The organism is Micromonospora sp. MA102, assembly GCF_025460765.1.
GTDB classification, from domain to species: domain Bacteria; phylum Actinomycetota; class Actinomycetes; order Mycobacteriales; family Micromonosporaceae; genus Micromonospora; species Micromonospora halotolerans.
Genome location: NZ_JAMWEG010000001.1, coordinates 638,142 through 650,636 on the forward strand (window position 1 = coordinate 638,142; position 12,495 = coordinate 650,636).

The 12,495-nt window shown below is 73.6% G+C and carries 14 protein-coding genes and 1 pseudogene; 9 read left to right on the top strand and 6 right to left on the bottom strand.

Annotation, left to right across the window (positions count from 1 at the left end; translation table 11 throughout):
* Positions 1 to 89: 89 nt before the first annotated feature.
* Positions 90 to 449: a hypothetical protein gene (locus NFX44_RS03080; RefSeq protein ID WP_262281930.1), complete on the top strand. Its 360-nt coding sequence runs from the start codon at positions 90 to 92 to the stop codon at positions 447 to 449.
* 47 nt (positions 450 to 496) lie between these two features.
* On the opposite strand, the pseudogene NFX44_RS03085 reads toward NFX44_RS03080, so the two are convergent.
* Positions 497 to 1,185: pseudogene (locus NFX44_RS03085) on the bottom strand (S1 family peptidase).
* A 338-nt stretch (positions 1,186 to 1,523) separates the two neighbouring features.
* Between NFX44_RS03085 and NFX44_RS03090 the strand changes: the two are divergent.
* Complete coding sequence (locus NFX44_RS03090; RefSeq protein WP_262281931.1) at positions 1,524 to 2,942, top strand: endo-1,4-beta-xylanase; 1,419 nt, start codon at positions 1,524 to 1,526, stop codon at positions 2,940 to 2,942.
* Positions 2,943 to 3,003: 61 nt separating this feature from the next.
* Here the strand turns inward: NFX44_RS03090 and NFX44_RS03095 are convergent, their stop codons facing one another.
* A complete protein-coding gene (locus NFX44_RS03095; RefSeq protein ID WP_262281932.1) occupies positions 3,004 to 4,578 on the bottom strand; it encodes a Na+/H+ antiporter in 1,575 nt (524 codons plus the stop codon).
* A 76-nt stretch (positions 4,579 to 4,654) separates the two neighbouring features.
* Positions 4,655 to 5,275, bottom strand: a complete 621-nt coding sequence (locus tag NFX44_RS03100; RefSeq protein WP_262281933.1) for an L-threonylcarbamoyladenylate synthase — start codon at positions 5,273 to 5,275, stop codon at positions 4,655 to 4,657.
* A gap of 119 nt (positions 5,276 to 5,394) precedes the next feature.
* Here NFX44_RS03100 and NFX44_RS03105 point away from each other — a divergent pair, with 119 nt between their 5' ends.
* Both NFX44_RS03105 and NFX44_RS03110 read left to right on the top strand, forming a co-directional pair.
* Entirely contained in the window at positions 5,395 to 5,715 is a 321-nt protein-coding gene (locus NFX44_RS03105) for a hypothetical protein (protein ID WP_262281934.1), read from the top strand.
* Between the two features lie 182 nt (positions 5,716 to 5,897).
* Positions 5,898 to 7,007 carry a glutamate--cysteine ligase gene (locus NFX44_RS03110; RefSeq protein ID WP_262281935.1) on the top strand — a complete coding sequence of 370 codons (1,110 nt, stop codon included), beginning with the start codon at positions 5,898 to 5,900 and terminating at the stop codon, positions 7,005 to 7,007.
* A gap of 11 nt (positions 7,008 to 7,018) precedes the next feature.
* Here NFX44_RS03110 and NFX44_RS03115 read toward each other — a convergent pair whose 3' ends face one another.
* Genes NFX44_RS03115 through NFX44_RS03125 form a run of 3 tightly spaced genes read right to left on the bottom strand, consistent with a single transcriptional unit; the run spans position 7,019 to position 8,380 of the window.
* Positions 7,019 to 7,285 (bottom strand): YegP family protein, encoded by a 267-nt coding sequence (locus NFX44_RS03115; protein ID WP_262281936.1) that lies wholly within the window; start codon positions 7,283 to 7,285, stop codon positions 7,019 to 7,021.
* Positions 7,286 to 7,335: 50 nt separating this feature from the next.
* Positions 7,336 to 7,716 carry a VOC family protein gene (locus tag NFX44_RS03120; protein WP_262281937.1) on the bottom strand — a complete coding sequence of 127 codons (381 nt, stop codon included), beginning with the start codon at positions 7,714 to 7,716 and terminating at the stop codon, positions 7,336 to 7,338.
* A 37-nt stretch (positions 7,717 to 7,753) separates the two neighbouring features.
* Positions 7,754 to 8,380, bottom strand: coding sequence for an SGNH/GDSL hydrolase family protein (locus NFX44_RS03125; RefSeq protein WP_262281938.1), 627 nt, complete (start codon positions 8,378 to 8,380; stop codon positions 7,754 to 7,756).
* 265 nt (positions 8,381 to 8,645) lie between these two features.
* Here NFX44_RS03125 and NFX44_RS03130 point away from each other — a divergent pair, with 265 nt between their 5' ends.
* The 5 genes from NFX44_RS03130 to NFX44_RS03150 are packed head-to-tail and all read left to right on the top strand — an operon-like array spanning position 8,646 to position 12,451.
* On the top strand, positions 8,646 to 9,803 hold the full coding sequence (locus tag NFX44_RS03130) for a sensor histidine kinase KdpD (RefSeq protein ID WP_262281939.1): 1,158 nt from the start codon (positions 8,646 to 8,648) through the stop codon (positions 9,801 to 9,803).
* Positions 9,800 to 10,249, top strand: a complete 450-nt coding sequence (locus NFX44_RS03135; protein ID WP_262281940.1) for a roadblock/LC7 domain-containing protein — start codon at positions 9,800 to 9,802, stop codon at positions 10,247 to 10,249. The genes NFX44_RS03130 and NFX44_RS03135 overlap by 4 nt, the downstream gene beginning before the upstream one ends.
* Positions 10,250 to 10,268: 19 nt before the next feature.
* Complete coding sequence (locus NFX44_RS03140; protein ID WP_262281941.1) at positions 10,269 to 10,610, top strand: DUF742 domain-containing protein; 342 nt, start codon at positions 10,269 to 10,271, stop codon at positions 10,608 to 10,610.
* Entirely contained in the window at positions 10,588 to 11,193 is a 606-nt protein-coding gene (locus tag NFX44_RS03145; RefSeq protein ID WP_369015315.1) for an ATP/GTP-binding protein, read from the top strand. The genes NFX44_RS03140 and NFX44_RS03145 overlap by 23 nt, the downstream gene beginning before the upstream one ends.
* Before the next feature lie 19 nt (positions 11,194 to 11,212).
* On the top strand, positions 11,213 to 12,451 hold the full coding sequence (locus NFX44_RS03150; RefSeq protein WP_262281943.1) for a styrene monooxygenase/indole monooxygenase family protein: 1,239 nt from the start codon (positions 11,213 to 11,215) through the stop codon (positions 12,449 to 12,451).
* Positions 12,452 to 12,495 lie beyond the last annotated feature (44 nt).

Sequence of the window (12,495 nt, forward strand, 5' to 3'; positions counted from 1 at the left end):
AATCAGCGCCTTCGATATTGAAGCTTCTTTGCGTGGGCGGCTACCCTCCGAAGGAAGTGATCGACTATCCACCGTGGAGGGGTCGGACCATGCGCAAGCTGATGTCGGCGGTCGGTGCGGGGGCGTTGCTGGCGGCGGGACTGTTCGTCGGTGCCGCACCGGCGCAGGCGGCGGCCTGCACCCTGGTGCAGTCCGAGATCTACAACGGGGCCAACATCATCGCCTGGGCCCGGGGCCTGGAGGGCTGCTCCGGCGACGTCTACTGGGAGATCCAGTCCGGCGACGGCGGCGGCTGGCAGGTCACCGAGAGCGGCACGACGCACTACGACAACCAGGTCGTCAGCTACTACGGCGACGTCGAGCTGCCGTGCTACCTGCGGCTGTACGCGAAGTTCGGCACGCAGGAGAAGCTCACCCAGCCGGCGCGCAACAACAACTGCGCCGGCTGACCGGACGGGCCGGGCGGGGAACGCTCTCGGCGCCCCGCCCGGCGCGCTCAGGGAATGGTGAGGCCGTACGCGGCGAGGATCTCCGTGATCGGCTGGTAGTAGCTGGTGCCCCCGGAGGTGCAGTTGCCGCTGCCGCCGGAGAGGATCCCGATGACCGTGCCGGTCGACGCCACGTAGAGCGGGCCGCCGCTGTCCCCCGGTTCCGCGCAGATGTTGGTGCGGATCAGCCCGGACACCGCGCCCTCGGCGTAGTTGACGGTCTGGTTCAGGCCGGTGACGGAGCCGCACCGCACGCCCGTGGTGGCGCCGCTGCGGCAGACCGCCTGGCCCACGTACGCGGTGCCGGCGCCGCTGATGGTCACCTGGCCGGGATAGGTGTACACGGCGCTGGGGTGGGCGACCGTGCCGGTGTAGCGGACCACGAGCAGCGGCCTCCCCCGCCGTAGATCGCCTGCCCGCCCGCGATCAGGGTGCGCAACCGGCCGGGTTCGTGGCGGAGCACCGCGCCGGCCCGTGCCGCGGTGCGCCGCAGCGCGGCGAGGTCGACGCCGGTGACGGTGTCATCGACGGTGAGCGTCATCCGGCCACTGGCCGGGTCGATCCCCTACGCGGTGCCGGCGGTACGCACCGCGGCGAGCCCGGTGGGCGTGGATTCCGGGGCGGCGCCGGCCCGGGCGGCGGTCGGGGCGCCGGCGAGCAGCGTGGCCACGGCGAGGACGGCGAGCGATCGGCGCATGCGGGATGCCTCATCCATCGTCGGATGTCGATGCCTGTCCAGCATCCACCCCGGCGACCCCCGGTTCAACCGGGTCTGGAACTTTCGGAACCTCCGTGCGCGTCAGGTCCGCACGCCACCGAGCCCGCACTGGAGAACACATCCCCATCGACGTTGTTAAGTTTTCGGAACCGTTCCGGTAGTCTCGCTCCAGAGATTCGCTTCGATCAACTCACGGTGGCGGGGAGACCCCTCCCCACCCGCGCGGCCTCCGGGCGGCCGCGCACCGAGCCGACCACCGTGGCGGGCAGTGGTCGGGGCGGGCTGTCCACACCGATACGGCTAGGAGAGGCTTCCAGATGGACAAGGTGCTCGCCCGCGGCAGCGGGAGCATGAGCGCGGCAGCCCGGTCGCGCCCGCGGACCGCGGTGGTGTCGATGATGGCCGGCGCCGCGATGATCGCCGCGACGGTGGCGGTGGCGACCAGCGCCAGCGCCGGAACCACCCTCGGCGCGTCGGCCGCCGAGAAGGGCCGTTACTTCGGCACCGCGGTCGCCGCGAACAAGCTGTCGGACGCCACGTACGTCGGCATCCTGAACCGCGAGTTCAACATGGTGACCCCCGAGAACGAGATGAAGTGGGACGCCACCGAGCCGTCCCAGGGCCAGTTCAACTACACCAACGCCGACCGGATCGTCAGCCACGCCCAGGCCAACGGCATGCGGGTCCGCGGCCACGCCCTGGCCTGGCACTCCCAGCAGCCGGGCTGGGCGCAGAATCTGTCCGGCACCGCCCTGCGGCAGGCGATGGTCAACCACATCACCCAGGTCGCCACCCACTACCAGGGCAAGATCTACGCCTGGGACGTGGTGAACGAGGCGTTCGCCGACAGCGGCGGCGGCCGCCGGGACTCCAACCTCCAGCGCACCGGCAACGACTGGATCGAGGTGGCGTTCCGCACCGCCCGGGCCGCCGACCCGGCCGCGAAGCTCTGCTACAACGACTACAACACCGACAACTGGACCTGGGAAAAGACGCAGGCCGTGTACAACATGGTCAAGGACTTCAAGGCACGTGGCGTGCCGATCGACTGCGTCGGCCTGCAGTCGCACTTCAACAGCGGCTCGCCGTACCCGAGCAACTACCGCACCACCCTGCAGAACTTCGCCGCCCTCGGCGTGGACGTGCAGATCACCGAGCTGGACATCGAGGGCTCCGGCAGCATCCAGGCCACCACCTACGGCAACGTCGTCCGGGACTGTCTGGCCGTGTCCCGCTGCACCGGCATCACGGTGTGGGGCATCCGGGACAGCGACTCGTGGCGGGCCAGCGGCACCCCGCTGCTCTTCGACGGCAGCGGCAACAAGAAGCCGGCGTACACGGCGGTGCTCGACGCGCTGAACGCGGGCGGCACCACCCCGCCGCCCACCACCCCGACGACGCCGCCGCCCACCAGCAACCCGCCGACCACCCCGCCGCCGTCGGGCAACGGCTGCACCGCGTCGCTCACCACGAACCAGTGGCAGGGCGGCTTCGTCACCACCGTCCGGATCACCGCCGGCGCCACCGCGCTCAACGGGTGGGCCGTCGGGCTGACGCTGCCGGCCGGCGCGAGCCTGACCAACACCTGGAACGCGCAGCCGAGCGGCACCAGCGGCGCGCTGACCTTCCGCAACGTGGCCTACAACGGCCAGGTCGGCGCGGGCGGCAGCACCGAGTTCGGTTTCCAGGGCACGGGCACCGCCCCCTCCGGCGCCCCGACCTGCACCGCGGGCTGACCGTCCGGGGCCCGGCGCGGCGCCGCCGCGCCGGGCCACCCCGCCGTCCGGCGGCCGGCGCTCAGTCCTCCGGTTCCGGGCCCAGCAGCCGGATCTCCTCGATGTCGATGGCCGACTGGATCTCCCGCAGGACCACGTCGTCGATCTGATTGCTGTTGCGCAGCCGGGTGACCTCCTGCCGCTTGCGGTCCAGCACGCCGAGGCGCAACCGCCGGGTCATCTCCCGCTCCTCGTCGGCCTCGTCGCTGCGCGGGGAGCGGACGTCCGCGAGGTGGCCCTGGTAGTCGGCGCGGAGCCGGTCCACGGTGTCCGAGTCGGCGCCGAGTTCCGCGGCGACCTGGGGCAGCGCCGCCAGGGCGGCCTCGGTGGCCCGGATCCGGGCCCAGCGCACCTCGTGCTCCCTCTCCCGGTCGCCCATGAGGCGGGCCCAGGAGACCACGGCCGGCAGGGTGGTGCCCTGCACCAGCATGATCAGCACGATCACCACCACGGTGACGAAGATGATCAGGTCGCGCTCGTGCACCGGGGACCCGTCGTGCGCGGTGACCGGCACGGCGAGGGCGGCGGCGAGTGAGACCGCGCCGCGGAACCCGGCCCAGCCGGCCGCGGCGCGCACCCGGGCGTCGAAGCGGCGGGCCCGGCGGGACTCCCGGCGGTCGATGCCCTGCAACCCGGCCACCGCCACCTGCACCCAGATCATCCGGGTGGCCACCACGACCAGGACGACCACCACCGCGATGCCGAACGACTCCAGCGGCGAGTGGCTCGTGATGCTGCGCAGCGACCGGGGCACCTGCGTGCCGAGCAGCACGAAGAGGCTGCCGTTGATCATGAAGGTGGAGAGGTCCCAGAACGCGTACGCGGTGAGCCGGGAGCGGGCCCGGATCACCCGGGGTCCCGCGTACGAGAGCAGCAGGCCGGCCACCACGACCCCGAGCACCCCGCTGGCGTGCACCGCGTCGGCGAGCAGGAAGGCGACGAAGGGGGTGAGGATGCTCAGCCCACCCTCGCGCATCGGGTCGTCGACGTGCTTGCGGATCAGGACGACCACGCCGCCGACGAGCAGACCCGCGAGGATCCCCCCGAGCGCCTTGCCGATGAACTGGCCGCTCAGCTCCAGCGCGTTGGGCACTCTCCCACCGGCGATCACCCCGACGGCCACCGAGAAGAGCACCAGCGCCGTGCCGTCGTTGACAAGGCTCTCCGTGCGCAGCGTGGTCAGGATGCCGCGGGGCATCCGCTTGGCCAGGCCGGCCACGGCGGCGGCGTCGGTGGGCGCGAGCACCGCGCCGAGCACCCAGGCGGCCGCCGGCTCGACGCCGAGGGCCTGGGCCACGTACGCGACGGCGACCATCGTGAGGATCACCAGCGCGACAGCGAGCAGGGCGATCACCACGAGATTGGCCCGGATCTCGCGGAGGCTGATGACCAGGCTCTCCCGGTAGAGGATCGCCGGGAGGAAGAGCAGCAGCACCACCTCGGGTTCGAGGATCACGTTGTCGAACATCGGCAGCAGGCCCAGCCCTGCGCCCATCGCGATGAGCAGCACGGGCGGCGCGACGCTGTACCGGCCGCCGATGGTGGTGCCGACGAGCACGGTGGCGCCGAGCACCGTGATCAGCACGAGTGCGCTCACGCCGTACCCCCGTCACCGTCCGCCGGATCCCACGGTGCCGCACCGCCGGGCCGCGACGGGCTGGAACGGCCGATCGCTACTCGAAGCGGGACGGGTCCCCGGCCCCGCGGCGCAGGATCTCCGGCTCCGGCCCGGTCAGGTCGACCACGGTGGTCGGCTCCAGGCCGCAGTCCCCCGCGTCGACCACGGCGTCGACCAGGTGGTCGAGCCGCTCCTTGATCTCCCAGCCCTGGGTCAGCGGCTCCTCCTCGCCGGGGAGCAGCAGGGTGCTGGAGAGCAGCGGCTCGCCGAGCTCGGCCAGCAGCGCCTGGGTCACCGTGTGCTTCGGTACGCGGACCCCGACGGCCCGCCGCCGCGGGTCCTGAAGGCGCCGGGGCACCTCGGAGGTGGCCGGCAGGATGAACGTGTAACTGCCCGGGATGGCCGCCTTGACCTGGCGGAAGACCGCGTTGCTGAGCTTGACGAACTGGCCGAGCTGCGCGAAGTCGCGGCACACCAGGGTGAACGGGTGCCGCTCGTCGAGTCGGCGGATCTCACGGATCCGCTCGACGCCGCCACGGTTGCCCAGCTGGCAGCCGAGGGCGTAGCAGGAGTCCGTCGGGTAGGCGATCAGGCCGTCGCCGCGCAGCAGGTCCACGACCTGCCGGAGCACCCGGGGCTGGGGATTGTCGGGGTGCAGGTCGTAGTACCTCGCCACGTCCGTCACCCTATGCCGCCGGACCGGGCGCGGGCCAGCGGAGAAGATCCGGCGTGACCAGGTTTGCCGTGCGGGAGTTCTGGAAACAGTGGGGCGGCTCAACGAGGGGGGACCTGACCATGTCCGAAACCAGTACCGACCGCGCCGAACGTCCGGCCGAGGTCACCGATCCGCTGCTGTGGGGTCTCTCCGCGGCGGTGGCCGACGCCCACCAGCCCGACGACGAGCAGGTCTGCGTCAGCCCGAGCTGCGTCGGCGCCGCCTGGCCGTGCGCCGCCTGGGAGAACGCGCAGGAGGGGCTGCGCGCCGCCCGGATGCCGCGTCCCGCGCCGGCGCCCGCCGGCACGACCACCGAGCCGGGCCCGGACCCGTCGACCGGGTGGTCCACCGACGAGGCGCCGGCCGGCGGCGCCGAGCGGCTCGCCGTCCGCGCCGCCTGACCGGACCGCCGCGTCGGCCGTGGCGGTGATCAGGGCGAACAGCCGCCGGGTTCCGGGGACGGAACGTACCGTGAGGTGAGGCGACAGGTGCACCCTCCGGTGCGCCGGTCGTGCCCTGCCCCGCGCGGCACGCCGGCACGCGTCCGCCGCGCCGCGTGCCCGCCGCAACCGGAGGTGAGCCTGTGGCCCCCGTCCCGGCGGTCTGCACGCTTGGCGTGGAGGAGGAGTACCTTCTCCTGGACCGGGTGACCGGGCAGAGCCTGCCGGTGGCGGACCGGGTGCTCGCCACGCTCTCCGGCCCGAGCCGGGAGCAGAGCCGGCAGGAGTTCCGGCACAGCATGGTCGAGATGGTGACGCCGGTCTGCACCGACCTGGCCGAGCTGCGGGAGCACCTGGTGGTGCTCCGCCGGGCCGCGGCCCGGGCGGCCGAGGCGGCGGGGGCCCGGCTGGTGGCGGTCGCCGCGACGCCGGTGTGCGAACCGCACCGCTCGGTGCCGGACAAGGACCGCTACCGGGCCATGTCGCACCGGTTCGGGCCGGTGGCGCACGACCCGGCGGTCTGCGGGTGCCACGTCCACGTCGGGGTGCCGGACCGGGAACTCGCCGTGCAGGTCTGCAACCATCTGCGGCCCTGGCTGCCCGTGGTGCAGGCGCTGACCGCCAACTCGCCCCTGCACGACGGGCGGGACACCGGGCACGCGAGCTGGCGCGCCATCCAGTTCGACCGCTGGCCGAGCGTCGGGCCGACGCCGCACTTCGAGTCCGCCGCCGACTACGACCGGACGGTGCGGGACCTCGTCGACGCCGGCATCATGCTGGACCCCCAGATGGTCTACTGGTACGCCCGCCCGTCCGTCGCCTACCCCACGGTGGAGGTCCGGGTGGGCGACGTCTGCCCGACGGTCGACGACACCGTGCTGGTCGCCGCCCTGCTGCGGGCGCTGGTCGCCACGACGGTCGAGGACGTGCGGGCTGGCCGGCCCGCGCCGCGGATCCGGGACTGCCTGGTGGCCGCCGCGCACTGGCGCGCCGCGCACGACGGGGTGGACGGAGACCTGGTGGACCTGCGCGCCGGCGGGTCCCGGCCGGCCTGGGAGCTGATCGACGACCTGGTCGCCACCGTGACTCCCGCGCTGGCCGGGTACGGGGACCTGGACCTGGTGACCCGGCAGCTCGACCGGCTGCGCCGCGAGGGCAACGGGGCGACCCGGCAGCGGCGGATCCTGGCCGACACCGACGGGGACGTCCGGGCGGTCCTGGACGAGTTGGCCGCCCGGACCCTGGACGCCTGAGCGCCCGGCGGTCAGACGGGCGGGATGCCGGACCGCCCGATCCGGGCCAGGTCGGGTTCCCCGTCGACCGTCCGGCTGGGCGGCGTCGCGGCCCGCTCCGCCGGCTCGGTCCGCTCCTCGATCTCGGCGTCACCGATCTCGCGCATCATGTCCGCGACGACCCCGAGGGCGGCGGCCTTGTCGGGGTACTGCCGGCCGGTGGCGATGACCTGGCCGTCGTCGCCGAGCAGGGTGAACCCGTAGGTGCCGGTGTCGGCCGCGGCGATGAGGAACTTCATCCCGGGCGCTTACCCGGAGGACGGGCGGCGACACCCCCGGGGCCCGGCCGTCAGTCCCACCGGGTGGCCGTCGCGGCGAACAGCTCCGGGTCGCTGGCCACCGGAATCACGCAGAGCAGGTGACCGCCCGGCGCCCGCAGCACGTGGCAGTCGAGCCAGCGGGAGACCGGGGTGGCGCCGAGGCGGACCAGCCGGTCCACCTCGGCGGTCACGTCGTCGGTCTCGATGTCCAGGTGGTGCCGGGGCGCGTCGTCCACCGACTGGACGGCGGTGACCAGTCCGGGCACCACCCCGGCGAGGCCGGTGAACTGCGGTTCGGCCGGGTCGGTACGGGTCGGCGCGCCGAGCGCCGCGGACCAGAAGTCGACCGCCGGGGCGGCGGCGTCGCGGGGCGCGTCGAGGATCAGGGCGTACAGCCGGGAGCGATGCATCCGCCGAGCCTAACCACGATCGGCGTCGATGAGCGGTTCAGGCCGGCGGGCTGACCGCCCGCAGCCAGGCCTGGGCGATCAGCGCGTGACCGAACGGGGTCGGGTGCACCCCGTCGCGGGTCCAGACGCGACCGTCCACGCCGGCGCCCTGGAACAGCTCGTCCACCGCCACCAGGGTCGCGCCGAACTCGGCGGCGAGCGTGCGGACCACCTCCACCTTCGGGTCCAGGTCCTCCCGCCACGCGCGCTGGGCGTCGTCCAGCGGGACCAGGAAGGGCTCGACGAGGACCAGCCGGGCGTCCAGCGGCCGGGTGGCCTCGAGCAGGTGCCGGTAGTCGCGGGCGAAGTCGGCGGCGCTGGTCGGGTCGTCGCGGGTGTAGCGCCGCCAGGTGTCGTTGATGCCGATCAGCACCGACACCACCTGCGGGGCGAGGGCCAGGCAGTCGTCCTCCCAGCGGGCCCGCAGGTCACGTACCCGGTCGCCGCTGATCCCGCGGTTGAGGAAGGTGGCCCGGTGGCCGGGGTGGCGGGCGGTGAACCAGGCGGAGGCCATCATGGCGTACCCGGTGCCGAGGTCGTCGCCGCAGGACCGGTCCCGGCCGGCGTCGGTGATGCTGTCGCCGATGAAGAGCACCCGGCCGCCGCGCGGCACCTCCACCGTCATCCGCCCGTCCCCTCCCGCGTCACGCCGTTTCCATGATCATGCCGTACGCCGCCCGCCGCCCCACGGCCGGCCGACCCGCCGGGAGAAATCCGCCGTCCGGCTGTTGCGTTTTGTGACCCGGGACCGATCACACCACCGTGACAGCGCGGCGACCGGAGTGTGACAAGCTCACCAATCTGCCCTCCAACGTTGCAATTGGCGCACACCGGGTGATTGACTGCTGCACCATGCCAGAGCCGAAAATCATGGACAGGTCGGTTCTTTCGTGAGAAGCGCGGACACCACCCCACCGCGGGCCACCTGGCGGCAACGGGCGGCCCGCTGGCTCGATCCCACCGTCGCCCGGTGGGACGTCGCGCCACCAAAGACACCCGAACCGCCACCCCGGGAGGCCCCGGGGCCCGGACCTTGGCCCGCCATCTGCGACCAGTTCGCCCTGCGGATCCTCGCCGCGGCGTACCAGATGGGCGCCCACCTGGAGGCCGTCGAGGCCGACGAGCAGGACCCGGAACGCCTGGAACGTCTCTACCGCATCGACCACGCGAACACCCGGATCCGGCGGCACGCGGAGAACCTCCAGGTGCTGCTGGGCCGCCGGGTCGAGGACGCCGATCCCCAGACCGTCCCGCTCGTCGACGTGGTCCGCGCCGCCGCCTCCGCGGTCGAGCACTACCCGCGCATCCGGGTGGGGCACGTCGTCGAGCTGGCGGTGGTCGAGTTCGCCGCCGACGACGTGATCCGCGTCCTCACCGAGCTGCTCGACAACGCCACCCGGTTCTCCCCGCCCACCGCGGCCGTGACCGTGTCGGCGTTCGTCACGGAGGACGGCGGCGTCCTGCTGCGGGTCGAGGACGCCGGCGTGGGGCTGCACCCCGACCACCTCGGCCAGCTCAACGCGCTGCTCAGCGGCCGGCCGGCCACCCCGGTCACCCTCGACCCCACGGCCCACCTCGGGCTCGCCGTGGTGGCCCACCTGGCCGTCGCCCACCAGCTGCGGGTCACCCTCACCACCCGGCCCGCCGGCGGGACCACGGCCTCCGTGGCCGTCCCCGGCGCGCTGCTCTGCGAGATCCCCGCCCCGGAGCCGGCCACCGCCGCGCCCGCGCCACCGCCGGCCTGGCCACCCGGCCGGCGCGGGACCGAACCCTGGAGTACGCCGATGGCCGCGACCCACGACGGCACCAACGGGCCGACCGTCCGGCTCACCACCCTCGACGGACCCGGCGGCGACCGGCCGGCCACCGCCGGACTGCCCCGACGGGTGCCCGAGAGCGTCCGCGACCAGGTTCCGGCGCCCCGACCCCCCGCCGACCCCGACGCGGGGAGCTCCCCGCCCGAGGCGTGGCCGGACGAGACGGCCGCCTTCGCGGCCGGCGTCAGCGACGCCCGGACCCCCACCGACCACGAAGGACGGCAGCCATGAACCACGCGTACCCGGGAACCGGCACGGGCAACGGGCTGCCCGACTGCGCCTGGCTGATCCGGCAGTTCGTCGACGACGTGCCCGGGGTCAACCACGCCATGCTGGTGTCGCTGGACGGCCTGCAGCTCGCCGCCTCGCGCGGCGTCGGCCGCGACCTGGGCGACCAGCTCGCCGCGCTGACCGCCGGCCTGCTCAGCATGGCCGACCGCAGCGCCGCCCTGCTGGAGCTGGGTTCCGCCGAGTACCTGACCGTCCGGCTGCCCCGCGGGCACCTGCTCTTCATGCGGGTGGGCGAGTCCGCGGGCCTGGCGGTGGCCGCCGCGCCCGGCTGCGACCTGCGGGTCGTCTCGTACCGGATGACGCAGTTCGTCGGCGCCGTGTGGCACGCCCTCACGCCGGCCGTCCGGCACGAGCTGCACCGGATGACCGCCGCGCAGGCCCGCTGACGGCCGGAGGACGACGACCATGCAGATGAGGTACTGGAAGGTCCGGCCGTACGTGCTGACCGCCGGCCGCACCCGCACCCGGCAGCCGCTGCTGGTGCACACCCTGGTGTCGGTGCCCTACTACGACGCCGTGTTCGCCGCCGGGCTGCTGCCCGAGGCCCGCTCGCTCTACGAGCAGGCCCGCCGGGCGGCCCGCTCGGTGGCCGAACTCTCCGCGGTGTGCGGCATCTCGCTGGGGGTCACCCGGGTCGTCGTCGACGACCTGGCCGCCACCGACCGGCTGCTGGTGCACAACGACCACCACAACGTCGACTTCCGCCTCCTGGAGAGACTGCGCGATGGCCTCCGCGAACTTGCCTGACAGCCCGCTGCTGACCTCGGCGAAGATCGTCATCGCCGGCGGCTTCGGGGTCGGCAAGACCACCTGCGTCGGGTCCATCTCGGAGATCCCGCCGATCAACACCGAGGCGTGGATGACGGCGGCCAGCGAGACCGTCGACCGGCTGGACCCCGGCATCGACAAGACGACCACCACCGTGGCCATGGACTTCGGGCGGCTCACCATCGGACCCGACCTGGTGCTCTACCTGTTCGGCACACCCGGCCAGCCCCGGTTCTGGCCCATGTGGGACGACCTGTGCCGCGGCGCGGTCGGCGCGCTGGTGCTCGCCGACACCCGCGACCTGGGTGCCTCGTTCCCGGCGGTCAACTACTTCGAGCAGGACAGCGACGTGCCCTTCGTGGTCTGCGTGAACCTTTTCGACGGGGTGCTGCACCACCCGCTCGAGGACGTCCGCGCCGCGCTCGCGCTGCCGGCCCACGTACCCCTGACCGCCTGCGACGCCCGCGACCCGTCGTCGGTGGCGCGGGCGCTGCTCACGGTCGTGGAACACGCCATGTCCCGCACCCCCCGGCCCGCCGCCGGCGCGCTCGCGGCGCGATAGCCCAACCCCTGGAGGAACCATGCGCAGAATCCTGATCGTCGGGGCCGGACAGTCCGGGCTCCAGCTCGCCCTGAGCCTGCAGGCCGAGGGGTACGACGTCACGGTGATGTCGGCCCGGACGCCCGACGAGATCCGGCGGGGTTGGGTGATGAGCACCCAGGCCATGTTCGGTCCCGCGCTCGCCACCGAACGCCGCTACGGGCTGGATCTGTGGCAGGACCGCGCGCCGCGGATCGAGGGGCTGCACGTGTCGCTCTCCGCGCCGCCCGGCGAGCGGGCGCTGCGCATCGTCGGCCCGCTCGACGAGCCGGCGCAGAGCACCGACCAGCGGATCAAGATGGCCGACTGGCTGGGGCTGTTCGAGCAGCGCGGCGGGACGGTGCTCTACCAGACGGTGACCACCAGCGACCTGGACGGCCTGGCCCGGCTCGGCCGCTACGACCTGACCGTGGTGGCCGCCGGCAAGGGCGACCTGGTCGGCGTCTTCGACCGCGACCCGGCCCGCTCGGTGTACGACGCGCCGCAGCGTGGGCTGGCCGTGGCGTACGTGCACGGGATGACCCCCGACCCGCTGCTGCCGGTGCCGCACGTCAGCTTCAACGCCGTGCCCGGGCTGGGTGAGCTGTTCGTCATCCCCGCCCTGACCCACTCCGGACCCTGCGAGATCCTGTTCTGGGAGGCGGTGCCCGGCGGGCCGCTGGACCTGTGGACCGAGCGGCGCGACCCGGCCGAGCACCTGAAGCTCACCCTGGACCTGGCCCGCCGCTACACGCCGTGGATCTACGAGCGGTGCGCCGACGTGGAGCTGACCGACGGGCGGGCCACCCTGTCCGGGCGCTACACGCCGACCGTGCGCCACCCGGTGGCGGAGCTGCCCTCGGGCGGGCTGGTGCTGGGCATGGCCGACGTGGTGGTGGCCAACGACCCGATCACCGGCCAGGGCAGCAACACGGCCGCCAAGTGCGCGTACGCGTACCTGGGGTCGATCCTGGAGCACGGCGACCGGCCCTTCGACCGGGACTGGATGACGCGGACCTTCGAACGTTTCTGGGCCGGGACCGGCGAGGCCGTCACGGGCTGGACGAACGCCATGCTGCAACCGTTGCCGCCGCACGTGCAGCAGGTGCTCGGGGCCGCCGCCGGCAACCCGGTGGTGGCCCGGCGGTTCGCCAACGGCTTCGGCGACCCGAACGACTTCCGGGACTGGTTCCTGACCCCGGACGCCGCCGAGCGCTACCTGGCCCTCGTCGCCGGCTGACCGCATCGTGGTCGGGAGCCGCTGCCCGGCGGCTCCCGGCCGCG